17 protein-coding genes are annotated in these 21,897 nt (G+C 42.0%); 11 read left to right on the top strand and 6 right to left on the bottom strand.

Annotated features, from left to right (window positions below):
• From H6G41_RS31970 to H6G41_RS31955, 4 genes are all read left to right on the top strand, one after another.
• Positions 1–110 (top strand): transposase (locus H6G41_RS31970; protein ID WP_190749769.1); only part of this gene is annotated, 110 nt, incomplete at its 5' end.
• 55 nt (positions 111–165) lie between these two features.
• On the top strand, positions 166–1,335 hold the full coding sequence (locus tag H6G41_RS31965; protein ID WP_190752142.1) for a zinc-dependent alcohol dehydrogenase: 1,170 nt from the start codon (positions 166–168) through the stop codon (positions 1,333–1,335).
• The gene (locus H6G41_RS31960; RefSeq protein ID WP_190752140.1) at positions 1,332–1,673 is read left to right on the top strand and encodes a cupin domain-containing protein; all 342 of its coding nucleotides are present in this window, start codon (positions 1,332–1,334) and stop codon (positions 1,671–1,673) included. The genes H6G41_RS31965 and H6G41_RS31960 overlap by 4 nt, the downstream gene beginning before the upstream one ends.
• 927 nt (positions 1,674–2,600) lie before the next feature.
• Entirely contained in the window at positions 2,601–5,243 is a 2,643-nt protein-coding gene (locus H6G41_RS31955) for an EAL domain-containing protein (protein WP_190752138.1), read from the top strand.
• Between the two features lie 118 nt (positions 5,244–5,361).
• Here the strand turns inward: H6G41_RS31955 and H6G41_RS31950 are convergent, their stop codons facing one another.
• Complete coding sequence (locus tag H6G41_RS31950) at positions 5,362–6,042, bottom strand: S-layer homology domain-containing protein (protein WP_190752137.1); 681 nt, start codon at positions 6,040–6,042, stop codon at positions 5,362–5,364.
• Between the two features lie 191 nt (positions 6,043–6,233).
• Between H6G41_RS31950 and rpiA the strand changes: the two genes are divergently transcribed.
• A complete protein-coding gene (rpiA, locus tag H6G41_RS31945) occupies positions 6,234–6,944 on the top strand; it encodes a ribose-5-phosphate isomerase RpiA (protein ID WP_190752145.1) in 711 nt (236 codons plus the stop codon).
• A 91-nt stretch (positions 6,945–7,035) separates the two neighbouring features.
• On the opposite strand, the gene H6G41_RS31940 is transcribed toward rpiA, so the two are convergent.
• Entirely contained in the window at positions 7,036–8,661 is a 1,626-nt protein-coding gene (locus tag H6G41_RS31940; RefSeq protein ID WP_190752135.1) for a hypothetical protein, read from the bottom strand.
• 18 nt (positions 8,662–8,679) lie between these two features.
• Positions 8,680–8,910: a hypothetical protein gene (locus tag H6G41_RS31935; protein ID WP_190752133.1), complete on the bottom strand. Its 231-nt coding sequence runs from the start codon at positions 8,908–8,910 to the stop codon at positions 8,680–8,682.
• A gap of 508 nt (positions 8,911–9,418) precedes the next feature.
• Between H6G41_RS31935 and H6G41_RS31930 the strand changes: the two genes are divergently transcribed.
• Together H6G41_RS31930 and H6G41_RS31925 are read left to right on the top strand one after the other, a co-directional pair.
• Entirely contained in the window at positions 9,419–10,144 is a 726-nt protein-coding gene (locus tag H6G41_RS31930; RefSeq protein ID WP_190752131.1) for a hypothetical protein, read from the top strand.
• A 405-nt stretch (positions 10,145–10,549) separates the two neighbouring features.
• Positions 10,550–11,731, top strand: a complete 1,182-nt coding sequence (locus H6G41_RS31925; protein ID WP_190752129.1) for an aldo/keto reductase — start codon at positions 10,550–10,552, stop codon at positions 11,729–11,731.
• A gap of 97 nt (positions 11,732–11,828) precedes the next feature.
• On the opposite strand, the gene H6G41_RS31920 is transcribed toward H6G41_RS31925, so the two are convergent.
• Positions 11,829–13,142 (bottom strand): hemolysin family protein, encoded by a 1,314-nt coding sequence (locus H6G41_RS31920; protein ID WP_190752127.1) that lies wholly within the window; start codon positions 13,140–13,142, stop codon positions 11,829–11,831.
• 403 nt (positions 13,143–13,545) lie between these two features.
• Between H6G41_RS31920 and mfd the strand changes: the two genes are divergently transcribed.
• Together mfd and H6G41_RS31910 are read left to right on the top strand one after the other, a co-directional pair.
• On the top strand, positions 13,546–17,070 hold the full coding sequence (gene mfd, locus H6G41_RS31915) for a transcription-repair coupling factor (RefSeq protein WP_190752125.1): 3,525 nt from the start codon (positions 13,546–13,548) through the stop codon (positions 17,068–17,070).
• Between the two features lie 46 nt (positions 17,071–17,116).
• Positions 17,117–17,323: a DUF5615 family PIN-like protein gene (locus H6G41_RS31910; protein ID WP_199316427.1), complete on the top strand. Its 207-nt coding sequence runs from the start codon at positions 17,117–17,119 to the stop codon at positions 17,321–17,323.
• A 16-nt stretch (positions 17,324–17,339) separates the two neighbouring features.
• Here H6G41_RS31910 and H6G41_RS31905 read toward each other — a convergent pair whose 3' ends face one another.
• Complete coding sequence (locus H6G41_RS31905) at positions 17,340–18,026, bottom strand: LuxR C-terminal-related transcriptional regulator (RefSeq protein WP_190752123.1); 687 nt, start codon at positions 18,024–18,026, stop codon at positions 17,340–17,342.
• 86 nt (positions 18,027–18,112) lie between these two features.
• Between H6G41_RS31905 and H6G41_RS31900 the strand changes: the two genes are divergently transcribed.
• Both H6G41_RS31900 and H6G41_RS31895 read left to right on the top strand, forming a co-directional pair.
• Positions 18,113–18,952, top strand: coding sequence for a sulfurtransferase (locus H6G41_RS31900; protein ID WP_190752121.1), 840 nt, complete (start codon positions 18,113–18,115; stop codon positions 18,950–18,952).
• A 535-nt stretch (positions 18,953–19,487) separates the two neighbouring features.
• Complete coding sequence (locus H6G41_RS31895) at positions 19,488–20,315, top strand: hypothetical protein (RefSeq protein WP_190752119.1); 828 nt, start codon at positions 19,488–19,490, stop codon at positions 20,313–20,315.
• Between the two features lie 21 nt (positions 20,316–20,336).
• On the opposite strand, the gene H6G41_RS31890 is transcribed toward H6G41_RS31895, so the two are convergent.
• Entirely contained in the window at positions 20,337–21,572 is a 1,236-nt protein-coding gene (locus H6G41_RS31890) for a M28 family peptidase (protein ID WP_242038124.1), read from the bottom strand.
• Positions 21,573–21,897 lie beyond the last annotated feature (325 nt).

The raw sequence follows: 21,897 nt of genomic DNA, 5'->3' as shown, positions 1-21,897 counted from the left end.
TAGAAGGTATCAATAACAAGCTCAAGCTAATAAAACGCTCGGCTTATGGATTTAGAAACTTTGAAAACTTCCGAATTAGATGCTTGTTAAACTGGCATTTTAATTGTTAGTTTAGCATAACAAGTACTAAAGAACCATAAAATTCAAGTCTAAGGATTAATAATTATGAAAGCAGTTTGTTGGCATGGAGCCAATGATGTACGGGTGGATACGGTTCCCGATCCCAAACTGATTAATACCCGTGATGCAATTATCAAAATCACTTCTACAGCAATTTGTGGTTCTGATTTGCACCTTTACAATGGCTATATTCCCACAATGCAAAAAGGTGATATCCTTGGGCATGAATTTATGGGAGAAGTCGTTGAACTCGGTAGCAGTGTTAAACATGTAAAAATAGGCGATCGCGTCGTCGTTCCCTTCACTATTTCCTGCGGTTCTTGCTTCTTCTGTCAGCGCGATTTATGGTCTTTGTGCGATAACTCTAACCCCAATGCTTGGCTAGCAGAAAAGCAAATGGGTCATTCACCCGCAGGTCTATTTGGCTACTCCCATTTATTGGGTGGTTACGCTGGCGGTCAAGCCGAATACGCCAGAGTGCCCTTTGCCGATGTTGGCTTGTTTAAAATACCTGATGGTTTAACGGATGAGCAAGTACTATTTTTAACCGATATTTTCCCCACAGGCTACATGGCCGCTGAGAACTGCAACATCAAACCCGGTGATGTCGTTGCTGTCTGGGGTTGTGGCCCTGTCGGACAATTCGCCATCAGAAGCGCCTATATGTTAGGTGCAGAAAGAGTTATCGCCATCGACCGCATCCCTGAACGCCTACAAATGGCTAAAGAATACGGTAAAGCCGAAATTCTCAACTACGAAGAAATAGATGTCGGTGAAGCACTCAAAGAAATGACCGGCGGTCGGGGCCCTGACGCTTGTATTGATGCTGTAGGGATGGAAGCACATGGTACAGACGCGATGGCGGTGTACGACAAAGTGAAGCAAGCTGTACGTCTAGAAACAGACCGACCCACAGCTTTAAGACAAGCAATCGTCGCTTGTGGTAAAGGCGGTCACCTCTCTATCCCCGGAGTATATGGCGGCTTTTTGGACAAAATACCGATGGGTGCGGCGATGAACAAGGGTTTAACTTTCAAAATGGGACAGACTCATGTTCATAGATACGTAAAACCCTTACTAGAACATATCCAAAAGGGTGATATCGATCCCTCGTTTATCATCACCCACAGCCTACCTCTAGAACAAGCGCCTCACGGCTACGAAATTTTTAAACACAAAAAAGATAACTGTATCAAAGTTGTACTAAAACCATGAGTGACACCAGCGTTAAAAAAGTAGACTCTACCCATTCTCCTAAAGGTAAACTCGGTCAGAAGTATCTTGCATCTGGTAAAACCGTAGCAATGCGTCTTTGGGAAAATGAACAACCAAGCGAAGATAAACCGCCAACTTCCCGCGATTATGAAACCGTTGGTTATGTAATTAACGGTCGCGCTGAGTTACATCTTGAAGGACAAACAATTTTATTAGAACCAGGGGATTCTTGGGTAGTTCCTCAAGGTGCAAACCACACATATAAAATTCTCGAATCCTTTACCGCCGTTGAAGCGACGAGTCCGCCTGCGCAAGTGCATGGGCGTGATGAAAATTAAAGTTTAACTGTTCTACCTGTTTCTACTTCTGATAAAGGCAAATCAACACAGAAGTACACCGATAAATCTAGTCAATTTATCGGTGTTTTTGTGTTGGTATTTATAGTTCTAAATATTCTTAATAAATTTCTCTACTTAAAACAACAACACCCAAATTTCTACTGGCTTAGTTTTCCTCTAATTTCTCATGAATATCTGGGGTTGTACCGATTACTTTTCTGTTAACAGAAAATTTAAAAATCAGTTACATTGCCCCCTTGGAGGCACTACTTTGAGGAAATGCAAGGTTTCACTTTGGGTGTTATCGTTAGTTGACGAGACAGATATAGAAACAGCGTTTTTACCTCTTAACTAAATTTAACTTTTAGACTTATGGCTGTTGGATCTGCCAGGAAAGCTTATCAGCTTCAATTAATAAGTTATCACTATAAGATTATGGGTAACTCTGATTGCAATTAAACTTTACTTTGTGAGAGAAATTTGTGATTGCTTCACCTCAAATTTAGGGAAATTATCGATAAATTATACAAAATCAGCTTATCCCTATGACCCTGTGACTAAACAGGTTTGGCTGTTGCGATTTTCGTCTATCGACCAAAAATCCGCAAATCTACCATACATTTTCCTTGGTACTTGAATTTATTCTGGTAGTGAATACACCAAAAAGTCGAGAGATGTGACCGTAAGGCCAAATTTTCCAATCATTCTAGTGAGTTGAGAAAACAGCTAGGATTCCCCTGGGAAGCCTTGGCTAAATAATTAGGCATATCGTTCCAGATAGCTCAATCCATTGTCAGGACTAGGCTATCCTCTCATAAATACCAATCAAGTCAATTGAGTGGCTTTATCTTTGAAGTAAAAACTCAAATTATTTGGATGAGTATTTTTCCAACGAAGACCCAAAATATGAGAATGTGAGAAAAAGGTATGCCAGAAGAAAATGAACGGGAAAAGATACGTCACCTTTTAGTTGTCAAAGACTTACAGGGACAACAAACTATCCCTCTTCAAGAAGCTACTTATTCTCTCGGTCGGGATTCAAGGAATGCTATTGTCCTGCGATCGCGTTCCGTGTCAAGACAACATGCCATTTTATTAAGGGTGACTATTCCAGAAACCGATCAATATGGCTTTAGGATTATTGATGGTGATTTTAAAGGCAAAAAAAGTACAAATGGCATATATGTAAATAGTAACAAATGCTACTCGCATAACCTCCAGCACGGAGATACGATCGCATTTGGTAATAACCAAGTTAGTGCGAAATACTACGCCATTTCCAATTTGTCAGAAAAAGCTTTTTCTGAGTCTTTTAATGTTGAAGACATATCCAGCTACTTATCAGAGCAAGCGCATCCTGTCAATCCTTTTGACACTCTCATCACTCCCGATACTAACTTTGAAGGTGCTAGTGAAACTGTACTCGCTCGCCTAGCATCTTTTCCTGAACTCATCCCTAATCCCATTATTGAAATGGATACAGACGGAAGTGTGATCTATCTCAACCCAGCTGCATCTTTGAAATTTCCCAAGCTGAGAGAATGTGGGGAGCGACACCCAGTATTAAAAGGATTGTTGAAAGCAATTAACAATCGCGAAGGTAATTCTTTTGTGCGCGAGGTGGAAGTTGGTGCAGAAATTTTTGAACAATCTATTCATTATCTGCCAGAAAGTGATTTAATTAGAACTTTTATTATTAGAGATATTACTGAGCAAAAGCGAGCTACAGCCGAATTGCGTCAGCGAGATAGATTACTCCAAGCAGTTGCAGAAGCTGCTAATTATTTACTGGTAGACATGAACTACGAGAGCAGTGTAGAAAAAGCTCTCGCTATACTAGGTGAGGCTGCTGAAGTAGACCGTACCTATCTGTTCAAAAACCATCTTCACCCAAATAAAGGGCAAATGGCAGTCAGTCTCTTATTTGAATGGACGCGATCGCATATTGAGCCTACACAACCCCACTGGCAAAATCTCGTCTATCAGTCTGTTGGCTTAGACCGTTGGTACACAGCCCTTTCCCAAGGACAATCTATTGTCGGGCTGACGCGCGAATTTCCTTTAGCTGAACAAAAAATTTTATTGCGAGATCGAATTCAATCTATCTTTTTAGTGCCTCTGTGTTTTGAGGACAAGTTTTGGGGTTACCTTGGCTTGGCAGATTGTTCCCAAGAACGTCAATGGTCAAGACATGAAGAGTCTACCTTATTGACAATGGCAGCTAGTATCAGTGGTGCTTGGCAACGTCAACAAGTAGAAGAAAAAATTCGCTACCAAGCACTTCACGATCTCCTGACAGGCTTACCTAACCGCTTACAATTTAATCATGCCCTGGATAAAGCTTTACCCAATGAAGGTATCAGCCCGGATAGCCTAGCTGTGATGTTTCTCGATCTAGATCGTTTCAAAGTAATCAACGATACCCTAGGGCACACTCTAGGAGACATTCTCTTAAAGTTTGTCGCTCAAAGAGTGAAAGACAGCCTCAGAAGCGGTGATACCGTTGCCCGCTGGGGAGGTGATGAATTTACCATTTTATTGCCACAAATAAAATCTCAAGAAGAAATCAAACAAATAGCGCAGAAAATCCTCAAAACTTTAACCGCAGCTTTTGACATTAAAGGGCACGAACTTTATATCAGTGCTAGTATCGGTATTGCTTTGTTTAATGACAACAGCCCAGATGCCGAAACCCTAATTCAACATGCGGATGCAGCTTTGTATCATGCCAAAGATGCGGGTAGAAATAACTATCAGTTTTACACTCCTTCTCTCAGTACAAGAACACCTGCATTTTTAACTTTAGAGAAGAGTTTACGCTATGCCTTAGAACGAGAAGAATTCATGCTGTATTATCAGCCACGGGTAAATATTATCACGGGACAAATTACTGGCATGGAGGCTCTACTACGTTGGCAACACCCAGAAATGGGACTGGTAGCGCCGAATATCTTTATTCCCCTAGCTGAGGAAAGCGGATTAATTGTCCCTATTGGCGAATGGGTGATCCGGACAGCTTGTAAGCAAAATAAAGCTTGGCAAGATGCAGGATTTCCCAAGATGACTATCGCTGTCAATCTCTCCCCGAAACAGTTCCGTCAACCAAATCTTGTGGATACCTTGACTAGTATCTTACAAGAGACAGATTTAGCTCCGCAGTATTTAGACTTAGAAATTACAGAATCAACTGCTATTGAAGATTTAGAGTTTACGAGAACAGTGCTGCAAAATTTAAAGCAGATGGGTGTTTATCTGTCTATTGATGACTTTGGTACAGGTCATTCTTCTTTATCGCGCTTACAGCTTTTACCGCTGCACCATCTCAAAATTGATAAGTCTTTTATTCAAGATTTAACAACAGATCAAAAAGTAGCGCATATTGTTAAAGCGATTGTCGTTCTCGGGCAGAGTCTAGGGTTAAAGTTAACTGCTGAAGGTGTAGAAAAACAAGAAGAACTAGATTTTTTAAGATCTATCAATTGTGAGGATGTACAAGGTTATTTATTCTACCGACCGCTTACTGCTCATAAAATTACAGAATTGCTGCAAAAAGAGCAATTAAAGCATTGAATAAGGCAGGCGCACAGGGCAGAAGAAAGCAATTTCGTTGGAGAATCTCTAGGTAAATTCACCGTAATATCTGTGAAACAAAAATCCCCGAATTTGAAATTCGGGGATTTTGAATGTTTTAAGGCAATTGTGTACTATCTGAGGCACCTGGAACAACTGGTGTATCGGGTTGTTTTTGTTGTCGTTGCAAATATTTGCTTAATACATAAGCCATATCTCCCCTGGTCATGGGGCGTAGGGGAAAAATGTTTCCTTGGGCATCTGTATTAATAAATCCTTCGGTAATTACTGTGGCGATCGCTTGTCTTGCCCAAGTCGGAATCGATCCTGCATCTGGATGAGAAGCGAGAATTTCTTTGACCGTTTCTTCAGGAAACTGAAATACACCATAGGCTTGGGCAAAAATTGCTAAGGCTTCGGCTTTGGTTACCCGTTGATTGGGAAAAAACAAATTACCCCGATAGCCTTTCATGATGTCAGTTTTTAAAACGATTTGAATATCATTAAATGCCCAATGAGACGATGGTACATCGTTAACCACTATATTCTCTTTGCTGACAGCCTGACGCTTATCCAGACCAAATACTTTTACCATTATCGCCGCTAATTCTGCTCGACTAATTAACCTTTCTGGATAAAAATTGCCATCAGCAGAGTTAGTCATCCATTTGGCAGCTACTACTTTTTGAATTGCTTCTGATGGTTCAATAGAAGCAGCTTGCGCCACTGACAATAAAGGAATTGCGCTGAAGTTTTGTAGTAAAAAAACTAAAGATAGAGTACTGATAAACTGACGCATAATTATATGTTATTGGTCAATGGTCAATGGTCACTTATTAATAGTCGTTAGTAGTCATTCTCCATGTTCCCCACAGCCCTGATCACCTTCATCTCCTCATTTCATTCTGTGAAAACTGAGAAGTAGGCGGAAAATGTATGTAACTTTGGGTTATGTTCTTCTTAGATAAGTTTTATGGAGCATTTTTGGGAATGACCGTAGCAGCAGACCCCGTGAAGTTGATGAAGCAAGAAGTTGGCAAAGCCGCCGCCGCTTTAGTCAAATCAGGTTCGATTGTCGGGTTGGGTACGGGTTCAACCACGGCGTATACTATTCAGTATCTGGGAGAACGCCTCCAGTCTGGTGAACTCAAAGATATTGTGGGCGTTCCTACTTCGTTTCAATCAGAAGTGCTAGCAAAGCAATACGGCGTTCCTCTGACTACCTTGGACGCTATCGATCATATTGATATTGCGATTGATGGGGCGGATGAAGTCGATCCGCAGAAAAATTTGATTAAGGGCGGTGGTGCAGCCCACACCCGCGAGAAAGTGGTAGATTACTTGGCGAATCAATTTATTGTCGTAGTTGATAGTGGAAAGTTGGTAGATCGTTTGGGTTCTAGCTTTGCTGTACCCGTAGAAGTGATCCCAATGGCGATCGCTCCCGTAACTGATGCTATCAAAAAACTCGGCGGTAAACCAGAACTCCGTATGGGTGTGAAAAAGGCAGGCCCAGTAATCACTGACCAAGGTAACTTCGTTTTAGATGTCAGATTTGACTCTATTGACGACCCTGTAAACCTCGAAAAAACCCTGAATAATCTTCCCGGTGTTCTCGAAAATGGTATTTTCGTCAATTGCGTCGATTTAGTCTTAGTTGGCGAAGTGAAAGATGGGCAACCAGTTGTTAGACAGTTTTAATTAGGGCATGGGGCATTGGGCATTGGGCATGGGGAGAGACTACCTGTAATTTTCCTCCTCTGCCTCTTCTGCTTCCTTGCCCCCTGCTCCTTTACAATTTTTCCAGGGCTAGTTGCATATCGGCATTTTTCCAGGCTGTGGCTAATTTGGTTTGAATTTGTTCTGCCTCTGCGGTTTTATCTAGTGCTTGTAAACTTGCTTGCAAGCCGAATAAAGAACGCCCATTGAGGGGATATTTTTGCAAATCTGCACGAAATACTTTTTCTGCGGCAGCATAATCACCTGTTGTTAATAGCACACCACCTAATGCTTCCCTTGTGGGTATATACCAGTCTGGTGGTTCCATGTAATTGAGGGCGTCTTCTAGGGCTACGGCTGTTTCTAAGGATTGGATTGCAGATTTATAGTCTTGTTTGGCTTTGGCAATTTTGCCGTCTAATTGGTTGATGGCTATGTCTAAAATACTACTGGCAGGACTCATGCCGATAGTTGCGTCGGCGGGAATTGTTTTTTGGGCGTTGAGTAAGGCAGTGCGATCGCTTGCGGCATCTTCTAGTTTACCTGTGGCGGCGTTAGCCATACCATGAGCAAAATACCACAAGGCTTTGGTAGTCACAAATTTGTCATCGGGAGCAGGAGATTTTAAAATATTATCCCAGTCACTAAAGCGCACTTGAATCAGAAGTTTAGTCCCTAAATAACCCTCAACCATTGGGATTTCTGCGACAAAGGGCGTAGCCATATTTACTAATTTATCTGCGGCTTGCAGTGCATCTTCATATCTACCTGCCATTGCGGCGGATACTGCCAAAAAATGCACGTTGTGACTATAATATGCTGCCGGATAAAAGCCCTGGATGTGATTTTTGCTGATGTAAGTTTCATCTTGGGCGATCGCTAGGGCATTTGACTGCATGGCTGCGGTATAATCTCCTACCAGGAAATATATATGGGAAGGCATGTGTACTAAATGTCCGGCTGCTGGCACTAGGGTTTCTAGGCGTTTGGCACTGGCTAAGGCGCGTTCTGGAGTTAGGGAAGCTTCTACCGCATGGATATAATAGTGATTGGCTCCAGGATGATTGGGGTCGCTTTTGAGTACGGATTCTAAAACAGATACAATCTCTTCAGTATCTTCCCCTGGTTTACCGTCTTTTGTCCAGAGTTGCCAAGGATGCAAATCCATTAAGCTTTCGGCGTACAAAGTCTTGGCGTCTAAGTCTTGGGGGTAACGCTTGACTAAATCTGCCATTGCGTTTTTATAATCAACGGCTAGCTTGTACAAATAAGCGTGGGAATCGTTAGAGTAGCGCTTGGCTAGGGCGTTAATATAATCCTGCTCTGGTTTTGAGACATGCTTAGACAAGGCTACAGCTTGTTGGATGGCTTGATATGCTGCTAATTCGCGATCGCTATCCACTTCTAAGTTAATATTCGGCCCTAAAGCTAAAGCTATACCCCAATATGCCATTGCTAATTGCGGATCGAGTTCCGCCGCATATTTAAAGGAACGCGCCGCTTCATCATGATTGAAGGCGTAAATTAAATTTAACCCTTGATCGAAAAACTGCTGTGCTTGGGGATTTTGGGTAGAAACCGGATGATGGTGCGTTCCTAATCCAGAAATTAAAGCATAGGGTTGTTGCGCTTGCGCGATCGCTTCAGTTGGAAAAACTAAGCTAAGTACAAGCACCCAAAGTAAGCACAAGTATTTCATTGTCTCAATTCCTATTTTTCAAGCTTTTTTCTTATTGATTTCTAAAAGCCACAATTTTTCTAAGGTGGTTACTTTTTGGCGTAGCGCAGTAGCACGGTACTTCTGACAGGCATTAAATGCTACAAATAATAAAACGTGAATAATAATGATATCGAGCCAAATAAAGGTATTAATATATACTGAGTTGTTTGTGGATTGTTCTAAATGAACTGAATCAATTATTAAGTAATTATGAAATTTTTCTGGCATGAGCACCTCTAGACATTTAAATATATGTCCTAATACAAGACTTCATAGTGAATCTTATAGTTTTCTGATTTTACTGGCTAAATTTTTAGCTTGTTTTATCAAATTGTTCTTGTTTGTGGACAATAGCCTGTAGGGTCTAGAGGCTACAACCAAACATGAAAATCTCTCTTGCTAGTCAACGGTCAACGGTCAACTCTAATTTTGACTACCGATGTAAATTTTACATATTCCTCGTATATTTACTGCATATCATGAATATTTGATGAATTGAGTTGCTACTATTCATTGACTATTGCGATAATTTACCAGAATCATATTTTACATTCTGCAATACAGAAGCAGCTAAATATAATTGCTGACATTCACCTGATGCAGACTATGGGATTTAAAGCAGTGTTTTTCCACTGTTTTGGTGGATAATTGCGCTACCGACCAACAACAACCCATGATAGCGTCATTTTTTCATGGGGAAGAATATTGCAATAATGTATAACCTTAAAAGAAATTTATGAACAAAAATTTGCTGCTGCAAGAGTTAGCGATCGCAATTGCGGCGAAGAATCTTAACCCAACAGTTCTCAATCCCGACTTTTTGAAATACACCGGGGTTGTTCCCAGTGATTGGGAACTGGGTAGACCACCAGTATATGCCAATGGTATTGCCCAGATAATTTTTAGCAATGGCTTGTCAATTGTCGCCCAATCTAACCGCATCGTTATATCTGAAGCTGTGGGAACTAAGGAATTGCAGGATATTCAAGTTTCCCAAATTGCTTGTCAGCTAATAGACAAGTTACCTAAAGTGGAATACCAAAGTGTGGGTATTAATCCTGTAGGGTTGTTTATGTTTGACTCAGATGAACAAAGCCACCAATATTTATGCCAAAATCTCCTGTCTCCTGGTTCATGGCAAGAATTTGGTGAAGAACCTATGCAGGCTGGGCTTCAGTTGGCTTACACTCTCAAGCGAGGTCAGCTAATTTTAGGTGTCAATCAAGCGAAAATTCAATATCCTGATAAATCAGCATCAGCAATAGTGTTTGCTGGTAACTTCAACTATCCTCTCACAGGTAATATGGATATTGAAAAGCTACAAAATCTCAAGCAATTGATTCAGAATTGGCAAGAAGATGTAAAAACTTTTCGCCAATTACTAGAAGATAAATTTTTACCTTCTGTAAATACAGTTCCGCAGCAAACTGCTAGTCTCTTCCCAAATTTGGCTGGTCTGTAAGCATCAATTCTGGTTTCTGGGGATAATAGCAATTCTTTGTGAGGCTACGTATTAATCAACACAGGCTAGAAGTTTGGATGTCAGCAAAAAAAGTTGCTAATTCCAGCAAATTTATTTAATTAAGTAGAGTCTAGTGTAAAATATAAAACTTTTTAGAGACCGTGTATTACGGTCTTTTTCTGTATTTAAGAAGACTCATGTTTAATTAATACTGATTTAAATCATGTTTGCGACACATCAATATCTTCTAGAGGGCATGGTATTGCCCATGCCCCTACTGTATAAATTTATGACTTATATTGTGCTAGGGAATCAAGAATCATGGCATTGTGAACTGTTAGCTCTGGTTGATGCGCTACAGTGAGTGAAAAATTGAGATTTCCAGAACTAATCTAAAGTGTATTAATGCTATACAGAAGATTTGGACGCACAGAATTACAGATGCCGGTGTTTTCCTGTGGTGGGATGAGATACCAGTTTAAATGGCAGGATGTTTCCCCTGGTGAAATTCCCCTAGATAATCAGGAAAATTTAGAAGCAACTATTCGGCGGGCGATGGAGTTAGGCATTAATCATATTGAGACAGCCCGTGGTTATGGCACTTCCGAAATGCAATTAGGGCGAATATTACCGAAATTTCAGCGCGAAAAGTTGATTGTGCAAACTAAAGTTAGCCCGGTTGCAGATCCTCAGGAATTCCGCGAAACATTTGAGCGATCGCTTAATTATCTCCAGCTAGATTACGTAGATTTACTAGGTCTACATGGCATTAATCATGACGAGAGTTTAGATTACAGCATCCGTCCTGGTGGTTGTGTAGAAGTGGCACAGCAGTTACAAGCTGAAGGAAAAGTGAGATTTATTGGCTTTTCTACTCACGGATCTACAGATACAATCGTGCAAGCCATTAATACCAATTTATTTGATTATGTTAACCTGCATTGGTATTACATTAATCAATGGAATTGGCCGGCAATTAGCGCCGCCACACAGCATGATATGGGCGTGTTTATTATTAGCCCATCGAATAAAGGTGGGATGCTGTATGAACCACCAGAAAAATTAGTCAATTTGTGTGCGCCTTTAAGCCCGATGGTGTTTAATAATTTATTTTGCCTGAGTCATCCCCAGGTGCATACTTTGAGTATAGGCGCAGCAAATCCCCAAGATTTTGATGAACATATCAAAACCTTGAACTTGCTAGAGCGGGCAGATGAAATTTTACCGCCAATTTTAGCTAGCTTAGAACAAGAAGCGATCGCTACTTTAGGAGAAGACTGGGCGAAAACCTGGCGCGTAAATTTACCCAGTTGGGAACAAACACCAGGGGAAGTGAATATCCCAGTGATTTTATGGCTGTGGAATTTAGCGATCGCCTACGACATGATAGACTACGCCAAAATGCGCTACAACCTCTTAGGTAATGCTAGTCATTGGTTTCCGGGTAACAAAGGCGATCGCATTTGGGAACTAGACTTAAGCAAATGTTTGGCTGCTAGTCCCCATGCAAATAAAATCCCCCAAATACTGACGCAAGCACATCAGCTTTTGGTGGGGGAAGAGGTGAAGCGATTGTCTCAGAGTTAGGGGCTAAGAATTTTAGATTTTAGATTTTGGATTTTAGATTCAAATACAATCGCAAATCCAAAATCTAAAATTGTTTCAATACCCAATGCCCAATGCCCTACCCTGCCGATTTATTGGGCTTGGGAATTACCAATACTTTATCGACTCGGTTACCGTCCATATCCATGACTTCGATGCGCATTCCTTCCCATTCAAAATGATCGGCGGCGGTGGGGATGCGTCCTAAGTGGGTAATTACGAACCCGCCTAAGGTTTGATAGCTACCGTGTTCATCTGATTCCCACTCTTCCATATCAAAGATTTCTAAAAATTCTTCGACAGGTAACATTCCATCTAACAACCAAGAACCATCTTCTCGTTGTACGGCTTGGGGTTGGTCTTGTCCTGGGTCGGCTGGTACATCCCCAACAATTTCACTCATAATATCGTTGAGGGTGACTAGTCCTTGAATGACTCCATATTCATCAACTACCAGCGCCATGTGTGTGACGGTTTGCTTAAATAATTCTAAAACTTTTAACCCACGGGTACTTTCTGGGACAAATACAGGTTGTCGCAAGCCTACTGTTAAGTCTAAAGATTCACCTTTAAAACTTCTGGCTAATAAATCTGTCACGGGGATCACACCCAAGACGTTATCTAATCCTTCTTGACAGACTGGGTAGCGGGAATAGGCGCTGTCAACCATTTTTTGACGGTTTTCTTCGGCGCTGTCCTCCAAATCGAGCCAGACAATATCCGGACGGGGCGTCATAAAAGAGCTGACGGGGCGATCGCCTAGGCGAAAAACTCGCTCTACCATATCCTGTTCGGCTTCCTCAAAGGTTCCCGCCTCTGTACCTTGCTCAATTAAGATTTTGATTTCTTCTTCTGTAACTTGCGGTTCTGTTGATGGTGTAATTCCTAACACCCTCAAGACCATTTCCGTAGAAGCACTTAAAAGAAAAACTGCGGGAGAAGCGATCGCTGCTACAGCTTGCATGGGAATCGCCACAAAGGCTGCAATCGCTTCCGGGTTGTTTAAAGCCAATCGCTTGGGGACTAATTCACCGACAATCAGCGATAAATAGGTGATGATTAAAACCACTAGCCCAAAGGAGAATGGTTGACTATAAGGTGCTAAAAACGGTACTGACTTGACATAAACCGCTAATTTTTCAGCAATCGTTGCGCCACCAAAAGCACCAGTTAGAATTCCAATGAGGGTAATACCAATTTGAATAGTAGAAAACAGTTGATTCGGAGATTCTGCCAGCTTTAATGCTTCTCTGGCTTTCAGGTCTCCTTGATTAGCCATTTGTTGTAATCTTACCTTCCGTGCCGAGACAATCGCCATCTCGGACATAGAAAACACCCCATTGGCAATAATTAATACCAAAATGATTAAAATTTCAAAAGTCATGGAGGACATCTTTATATTTGCCGCTATCAAGAGCGAACTTGGCTTAATTCTTAGTATCTAGTATTAAAGGTGCATCTATAAACGCTTTAATTGTACATAAAGTACTAGGTAATGGGCATGGGGCATTGGGCATTGAAACAATTTTGGATTTTGGATTTTAGATTTAGATTAGAATCCAAAATCGCAAATCGTTCGACTGAGCGCTCACGACGAAGTCTAAAATCTAAAATTCTTTGTCTTCCTTGTCCCTCCGAAGTTCTGATCGGAGGAAGTCTCCGCTCAGACTTCTCTCCTTGTCCTCCTTCCCTTGCGTTACCAAATTCTTTGAGCCAAAAGTTCAGGGGGCTGTTAACAGTATTTAAAATAAGTGACATCAGCTTCCTCACAACGACTTGCATTTACATTAAAATCTATGGCATTTTCTTCTATTGTGCGTGCTTTAGCGCGATCGCCTTTAACTACTGAACTACTTTCTAAACTTAATCGTCAACAAGATTTACGGTTAAATGGTATTCCCCGCCTTCCTAAGGGTTTGGTTGCTTCTGCACTGGCGCAAAGTTCGGAAAATAATTTATTTGTGGTATGTGCCACTTTGGAGGAAGCTGGACGCGCTTATGCACAATTAGAAGCGATGGGTTGGAAGAATGTTTATTTTTACCCGACTTCGGAAGCTTCGCCTTATGAACCCTTTGATCCAGAAACGGAAATGACTTGGGGTCAAATGCAGGTTTTGGCTGATTTGGTCAAAATTCAAGAGTCTAATAGTCAACAGTCAACAGTCAACGGTCAACAGTCAACAGTCAACAGTCAACAGTCAAAAATTGCGATTGTGGCGACTACAGGGGCGTTACAACCCCATTTACCACCACCTGAAGCTTTGATTCCTTTTTGCTTGACGTTAAAGAAGGGGATGGAATTTGATTTAAATACCTTCAGTACGAAAATTACTACTTTGGGTTATGAACGAGTTCCCCTAGTAGAAACAGAAGGACAATGGAGTCGTCGGGGGGATATTGTTGATATTTTTCCTGTAGCGTCAGAGTTACCTGTGCGTCTTGAATGGTTTGGCGATGAAATTGAGCAAATTCGGGAATTTGACCCCGCAACCCAACGTTCTGCACTAGATAAAGTTAACCAAATTATTCTCACTCCTACTAGTTTTGCGGCGATTGTCAGCGCTGAATTGAAGAATATTCCTGAAGTAACAGTACTGAGTGCGGAGTCGGAATTTGACACCGATAAACTTGAAGGTAGTCGTCGCTTTTTGGGGTTAGCTTTTGCGCAACCTGCTTCACTTTTAGACTATTTGAGCGAAAATACTTTAATTGCCATTGATGAGCCAGAACAATGTCACGCCCATAGCGATCGCTGGGTAGAAAATGCTGAGGAACAATGGTCTTTAGGAACTGGGGAAATTGGGCTTGGTGCTTTACAATTACCAAAAATTCATCGGTCTTTTGATGATTGTTTAGCTGCTGCGGCGAAGTTTAAACAAATATATTTGTCGGAATTAGCAGAAGAAAATACCGGGATTAATCTCGCTAGTAGACCGGTTCCGGTTACACCACATCAATTTGCGAAATTAGCTGACACATTACGCCAAGAACGCGATCGCAATTTCTCGACTTGGTTAATTTCGGCGCAACCTTCCCGTTCTGTTTCCCTACTCCAAGAACATGATTGTCCAGCGCAGTTTATCCCCAATCCCCGCGATTACCTAGCGATTGAAAAGCTACAAATTAACCATATCCCTGTAGCGCTGAAATATTCGGGTTTGGCGGAATTAGAAGGTTTTATTCTCCCGACATACCGCTTGGTAGTAGTTACAGATAGGGAATTTTACGGACAGCATTCTTTAGCGACTCCCAGCTATATCCGCAAGCGTCGTCAAGCTGCTTCAAAGCAAGTAGATCCAAATAAGCTGCGTCAGGGAGATTATGTAGTTCACAGAAGTCACGGGATCGGGAAATTCGTCAAGTTGGAAAGTCTGACAATTAACGATGAAACCCGCGATTATATTGTCGTCCAATATGCAGACGGTTTATTAAGAGTCGCCGCCGATCAAGTTGGTTCTTTATCGCGGTTTAGGACTAACGCCGATAAAGCGCCAGAATTGCATAAAATGACGGGTAAAGCTTGGGAGAATACCAAGAATAAAGTCCGCAAAGCGATTAAGAAATTAGCGGTAGACTTGCTGAAATTATATGCAGCGCGATCGCAACAACAAGGCTTTAGTTACCCTCAAGATATGCCTTGGCAAGAGGAAATGGAAGATTCTTTCCCTTATCAACCTACCACAGACCAGCTTAAAGCTACCCAAGATGTGAAAAGAGACATGGAAAGCGATCGCCCAATGGATCGTTTGGTTTGTGGTGATGTCGGTTTCGGGAAAACGGAAGTCGCAATTCGCGCCATTTTCAAAGCTGTCACCTCTGGTAAACAAGTCGCCTTACTTGCGCCAACAACCATCCTGACGCAGCAACATTACCACACCCTCAAGGAACGCTTTGCACCTTACCCGGTAAATGTCGGTTTACTCAACCGCTTCCGCACTGCTGAAGAACGGCGAGAAATTCAAAAGCGGTTATCAACGGGAGAATTAGATGTAGTTGTGGGTACTCATCAACTTTTAGGTAAAGGTGTCAGCTTCCGCGATTTGGGATTGTTGGTGGTTGATGAAGAACAACGCTTTGGCGTCAACCAAAAAGAGAAAATTAAAAGCCTGAAAACCCAGGTAGATGTACTAACACTTTCTGCTACACCCATTCCCCGTACCTTATATATGTCTTTATCGGGGATTCGGGAAATGAGCTTAATTACCACACCACCCCCATCCCGACGACCGATTAAAACTCATCTCGCCCAGATGAATTACGAAACCATCCGCACAGCTATTCGTCAAGAATTAGACAGAGGTGGTCAGGTATTTTACGTAGTTCCGAGAGTAGAGGGAATTGAAGAGACAACCACAAAATTGCGAGAGATCATACCCTCAGCCAGATTTGCCGTAGCTCACGGTCAAATGGACGAAGGACAGCTAGAATCAACCATGCTCACCTTTAACAATGGTGATGCAGATATTTTAGTTTGTACGACAATTATTGAATCTGGCTTAGATATTCCCAGAGTTAACACCATCTTAATTGAAGATGCTCACCGCTTTGGGTTATCGCAATTATACCAGCTACGGGGTCGGGTCGGACGAGCGGGAATTCAAGCTCATGCTTGGTTATTTTACCCCCAGCAACGCGCATTATCGGAAGCTGCAAGGCAGAGATTAAGAGCGATTCAGGAATTTACCCAATTGGGATCTGGCTATCAATTAGCCATGCGCGACATGGAAATTCGGGGTGTAGGTAACTTGCTAGGTGCAGAACAATCCGGTCAAATGGATGCGATTGGCTTTGATTTGTATATGGAAATGCTGGAAGAATCGATTCGGGAAATTCGCGGACAGGAAATTCCCCAAGTTGACGATACACAAATTGATCTCAACCTGACAGCATTTATTCCCGCCGATTATATTACCGATGTCGATCAGAAGATGAGTGCATATCGCGCAGTCGCCGCAGCGAAATCGAAAGAAGAATTAACCCAGATTGCAGGAGAATGGAGCGATCGCTATGGTGCAATTCCAGTCCCAGCAAGTCAATTATTGCGCGTTATGGAACTCAAGCAACTAGCCAAGAAATTAGGATTTAGCCGCATTAAACCAGAAAACAAACAGCATGTAATTTTAGAAACGCCAATGGAAGAACCTGCTTGGAATTTACTGGCGGCGAACTTACCAGATCATCTGAAAACGCGCTTTGTCTACTCTCCTGGGAAGGTGACAGTGCGGGGTTTAGCTGTGATGAAAGCAGATCTACAGTTGCAAAGTTTACTTGATGCTATGGGGAGAATGCAGGGTGCGATTTTGGAAGCGGCTGTAGTTTGATTGTTAAAAACGCTGATGCTGATTTGAATCAGGCTAGACAGGCGTTCTGCGACGAGAACCCACCATTGACTTTCAAACCCCCTACACTGCTGAGTTAGGAGGTTTGAAAGATGCTAAAGTATTGGCGATCGCAGCACAGCAGGGACGTGTTCTCGTTACCCACAATCGTAAAACGATGCCATTAAAATTTGCTGAGTTTATCACCAATAATCACATTGCGGGAATTATCATTGTTTCTCGAAAGCTATCATAACTCTTACAGCTTACTGTTAAGGACTTGTTTGCTTGGTTGTTGGATTGATGTTGGCGAAAACTTCTGCAATCATCTGTGCGCGGGAAGTAACTTCTAGCTTGCGAAACATCCGCTTTAAGGCTTGCTTGACTGAATTTTCGGTAATCCAAAGTTTAGCGCCAATTTCTGCGTTTGTGTATCCCTGAGCAACTAATTCCGCAATTTGCATTTCTCTGGGTGTGAGGCGATGAATCGCTAAAGGTTGCTGTTGAGAATGTACTGTTGCTACCCAAGCGGATAAATGCAAACACAGCGCACTCAAATCTAGCAAGTTTTGTGTGTCAAATGCAAAGCTTCCTTGCTCGCGGGTCAAGCCTACGCCACCTATTAATTTACCATTGGTAACAATTGGCCCTGCCATAACGTGCCAATGATCGCTGCGAGGACAAATTAATCTCCAGGTTTTTGGTGATACTACTAATGCTTCGTGAACGGGTGCGTGTCGCTCAACTATGTAGCGCAAAACTGGGTTGTGTTCAATAGATATGGCGAGTTGAAATGCTTTTTGCAGCTTGCTGTCAACTAGGGGAAGTCGATCGTAAAAGAATAAGCCGCACCGTTTGGCAGCAAAGTAATCTCTAAATTCTAGCAATACTTGCGATCGCAATTCTTGTTCATTTTTGGCTTGGGCGATCGCTGTAAATAATGCTTGTAAGTTCGCCATGATGGCAAGTTGTACTCTTTCGAGGACTAGGCGTAGTTAAGTAACTATTTTAATCTTAGCCTGTGTGCAAATGCAGGAAAAATCTTATGTCTCAGTATGCTCATCCTGAAGTTCTCGTTGATACTCAATGGCTGTTAGAAAATTTAAACAATCCTCAGGTGCGGATAGTAGAAGTTGATACCAGCCCCCAGCTATACAAAGATGCTCATATCCCCGGTGCAGTTTTCTGGAATATCTTTACTGATTTATTACTGCCTAATTTGCGAATCAATTTTGACCCAGAGGTAATGGCAAAACTACTTTCTCGCTCTGGTATAAATGATGATACAACTATTGTCGCTTACGGTAGCTATCCGGGAACTGGGGCTTGGATTTTTTGGTTGTTACAAGTTTTTGGACACAGGAATGTCCTGGTTCTCAATGGTGGACATCAAAAATGGATGGCGGAAAATCTTCCAGTAGCAACAGGTTTATCAGATTTTCCACCAAGTGAGTATTTTATCTCAGAAATTGATACAGAAAAGCGAATATTTTTGGAAGAAGTTCAAGCATCGATTGGTAACCCCAATCGGGTAATGTTAGATGTGCGATCGCTTGCAGAATATCGTGGTGAATTCTTTCTGACTCAGCCTCCAAGAGAAGGAGAACGCGCCGGACATATTCCCGGTGCGCTACATGTTGAGTATTTGCTGACTTTGAATGAGGATGGAACTTTTAAATCTTTTGCGGAATTACAAGCACTGTACGCTAGTCAGGGAATTACACCCGATAAAGAAATTATCCCTTACTGTGCCATTGGCGGGCGATCGGGTTATACATGGTTTGTTTTGAAATATTTACTTGGTTATCCCAATGTCAGAAATTATGATGGTTCGTGGAATGAATGGAGCCGAATTCCGGATATAGCCATTGAGACATTATATTAACGTTAAATTATTGTTGGAATAAGGCAGGGAGCAGGGAGCAGGGGGAGAAAGAGTTTTATTTTGGTTTTATTGCACTGACTTACCGTTTTCACTTACTCGATAAGCCGTTTCATCTTCTCGTTTTACTGTTTCACTTACTCGATAAGCCATTTCATCTTCTCATTTCGGTGTTTCACGCACTTGATAAGCCATTTCATCTTCTCGTTTCAGTGTTTCACGCACTTGATAAGCCATTTCATCTTCTCGTTTCAGTGTTTCACGCACTTGATAAGCGATTTCATCTTCTCATTTCAGTGTTTCACGCACTTGATAAGCCATTTCATCTTCTCATTTCGGTGTTTCACGCACTTGATAAGCTGTTTCATCTTCTAGGTAAAAATTGAGTTCCTAGAAGATTGGTTACTGGATTTAAACAAGGCTGTTAGCTCAATTAGCAAAAGAGAAGATTAACATAAAGAAAAGCCGCAACCCAATACGTAAAACTACATACTTAAAATGTATTTAATATCAGTTCTCGCCTTTGCTGTGAAGCCAAATGTACAACTATAATCCCGCTTCTTTTTCTCATTCCCCTTCGCTCTTTATTCAGCAGGGAAAATACTTCAACTATGTAGTGCCAAGTGGTTGGCGAGTTGTTGAGGATGGTCAATTTGCTGTTGTCTTATTTTCTCCAGACAATTCTGCCTTTACGATTATGGTGGGAAATTCTGGACTACCTGTAAACTACAATCCTTGGCAGTTTGTCTATGAGAAGCTATTAGCAATGCAGCCATATAACCTGCAAGTTAGTCAGCCTCGCCAAGCTCAACCAATTGCGGGATGTTCAGTAGCTTATGAGTTTGATTGTCTATACATTTACAATGGTATCCCCTGTCAAGGTATAGCTAAGTGCAGTGTAGCTTATAGTTACAATATCTGTACAATGGTCATGACTTGTGCTGGATCGCACCAATCCCAGTGGGCTAATTATGTTTCGTGGTTACCACAAGTTGCATCTGAGGTATCAGCAACTAATGGGGCGGCTTTTGGTATACAGGGAATTATGGCACAAAACCTAGATATTTCCATGACTGAAGGGCAAAAATACAGAGAATATCGTGAATGGTCGCAGCATACCTGGGACGAAGTCAACCGCCAACGAAGTGAGTCGATAGATCGTCAAAACTTCCAGTTTCGCGAGAACCTGGGTAATGTCACAACTTGGACAAATCCTTATGGTTATCCAACTGTTGAGCTACCAACAAACTACAACTATTATTGGATAAACCGTCAAGGACAAGTTTATGGTACAAATAACTTCGGCGAAAATCCAAATGTTGGCTCAACTCAAGATTGGGTAAGAATGAATCGGTATTCGCCGTAAATTGTCAACCGTCAACCGTCATCAGTCCCGATCCAATAACTGTTTAACGATACTTAACCCATTACTCCTAGTTTCAGTCAGCAATTTTGCATCGACATTTTTATCATTTGGGCTGTGATAATTCGGTTCATCACCCCGATGGAAAAACAGCACCGGCACTTTTTTGTTAGCAAATGATGCATGATCGCTGCCACCATAGCTATAGGAACCGGAAGTTTTGATATCTGGATCTACAGTTTGGGCGATCGCAGTTAATGCAGATGTCCCGCTAATCAATAGCTGCTGATTCACTCCCACCATATCAAAATTCAACATGGCTTTTAACCCAGAAAGAAACTCTGGTTTAGCTGTATCTACAAAAGCTTTGGAACCATGTAACCCGTCTTCCTCTCCATCGAAGGCGATAAACCAAACTTGACGGGCGAGTTTTGTGTTCGCTAAATCACGCGCTATCCCTAATACAACTGCTGTACCGGAAGCGTTATCGTTTGCCCCAGGAGACTCCTCTACAGAATCGTAATGTCCACCCAGTATCAATTTTGGCTGCGTTACTCCTGGTAAATGGGCAATAACATTCCTACCTGTAATCACTTGCTGTTGCGCATTCACATTTAGGGTGACATTCGCTGGTGTAGTTTGCTCAAGTAAGGGATTACCGCGATCGCCGGAAATTCCCAACACGGGAATGGTAACTTTCTCCCCCAACCCAGCACTAGTTAAATTCCCCGGTTCGTTGTTGACAACTACCAAGCCAATCGCCCCAGCTGCTACTGCATTTTTCGCTTTTTGCGAGAAGCGAATTTTACCACGCCGCACAATAGCGATCGCGCCTTTGACATTGACTTTGGCAAAGTCTTCCGGTTGTCCAAAGTTGGGAACTGCTACCATTGGTGCATTCAAGTTTCCCTTGATTGTTCCCTTCAGCGCCTTACCGGGGATAGTTGTATCATTGATAATTAAGTTAGAACCTAAGTCTACAAATTTTTCATAAGTAAAAGTCTGAATTTTGGCAACATAACCAGCCTGACGATATCTTTCCACAAGATAGGCGCTGGCTTTTTCCATGACTGGTGTACCTGCGACACGGGGGCCGAAATTTACCAAAGCTTGGACATCTGCATAAATTTGATCAGTTTGATGAGTGCGATCGCTTTCTTGTGCTTCAGCTTTGGGTAGAGATGCCACAATATTACTGATGCGAGTTGATGGGAAACTGCAACCAGTTGATATTGACACTAGAATAGCGACTAGTGCCATATTGAACCAAGAATTTGTCGGCTTTGGGGATAAAGGAAACATTTTCAGTAGATACCTGGAGTGAGAAGGAACAATACTTTCCCTATATTTACGAGTTCGCCTGTGATGTAAAAATGTTCCCACCTGGCTGGAAAAAGCAGGGGAGCAAGAAGCAGGGGGTAAGGGGGATTAATCACTTTTTTATGTGTTTTGATGTACACATTCTTTGTGAGGTTGTACTATACCTGACTTTTCACGGGATGTGGAAAAGAAAGAGTGGTTCGCGATAGATTATCGCGAACCACTTCCTATTCTTTATTATATTTGGAAGTTTCTTCGACTAAAT

The sequence above is a fragment of the Tolypothrix sp. FACHB-123 genome (assembly GCF_014697075.1).
Taxonomy (GTDB): Bacteria; Cyanobacteriota; Cyanobacteriia; order Cyanobacteriales; family Nostocaceae; genus Aulosira.
The sequence above is the reverse complement of the archived record's forward strand: the minus strand, read 5'-3'. Positions and strand labels throughout refer to the sequence as shown.

What these genes read in the sequence shown, in the direction of transcription:
- H6G41_RS31935 (WP_190752133.1), bottom strand. Translation starts at nt 8,910, where the DNA reads ATGCCAGAAAAATTTCATAATTACTTAATAATTGATTCAGTTCATTTA.
- mfd (WP_190752125.1), top strand. Translation starts at nt 13,546, where the DNA reads ATGGCATTTTCTTCTATTGTGCGTGCTTTAGCGCGATCGCCTTTAACT.
- H6G41_RS31950 (WP_190752137.1), bottom strand. Translation starts at nt 6,042, where the DNA reads ATGCGTCAGTTTATCAGTACTCTATCTTTAGTTTTTTTACTACAAAAC.
- H6G41_RS31965 (WP_190752142.1), top strand. Translation starts at nt 166, where the DNA reads ATGAAAGCAGTTTGTTGGCATGGAGCCAATGATGTACGGGTGGATACG.
- H6G41_RS31900 (WP_190752121.1), top strand. Translation starts at nt 18,113, where the DNA reads ATGTCTCAGTATGCTCATCCTGAAGTTCTCGTTGATACTCAATGGCTG.
- rpiA (WP_190752145.1), top strand. Translation starts at nt 6,234, where the DNA reads ATGACCGTAGCAGCAGACCCCGTGAAGTTGATGAAGCAAGAAGTTGGC.
- H6G41_RS31890 (WP_242038124.1), bottom strand. Translation starts at nt 21,572, where the DNA reads ATGGCACTAGTCGCTATTCTAGTGTCAATATCAACTGGTTGCAGTTTC.
- H6G41_RS31940 (WP_190752135.1), bottom strand. Translation starts at nt 8,661, where the DNA reads ATGAAATACTTGTGCTTACTTTGGGTGCTTGTACTTAGCTTAGTTTTT.
- H6G41_RS31955 (WP_190752138.1), top strand. Translation starts at nt 2,601, where the DNA reads ATGCCAGAAGAAAATGAACGGGAAAAGATACGTCACCTTTTAGTTGTC.
- H6G41_RS31920 (WP_190752127.1), bottom strand. Translation starts at nt 13,142, where the DNA reads ATGTCCTCCATGACTTTTGAAATTTTAATCATTTTGGTATTAATTATT.
- H6G41_RS31905 (WP_190752123.1), bottom strand. Translation starts at nt 18,026, where the DNA reads ATGGCGAACTTACAAGCATTATTTACAGCGATCGCCCAAGCCAAAAAT.
- H6G41_RS31925 (WP_190752129.1), top strand. Translation starts at nt 10,550, where the DNA reads ATGCTATACAGAAGATTTGGACGCACAGAATTACAGATGCCGGTGTTT.
- H6G41_RS31960 (WP_190752140.1), top strand. Translation starts at nt 1,332, where the DNA reads ATGAGTGACACCAGCGTTAAAAAAGTAGACTCTACCCATTCTCCTAAA.
- H6G41_RS31895 (WP_190752119.1), top strand. Translation starts at nt 19,488, where the DNA reads ATGTACAACTATAATCCCGCTTCTTTTTCTCATTCCCCTTCGCTCTTT.
- H6G41_RS31930 (WP_190752131.1), top strand. Translation starts at nt 9,419, where the DNA reads ATGAACAAAAATTTGCTGCTGCAAGAGTTAGCGATCGCAATTGCGGCG.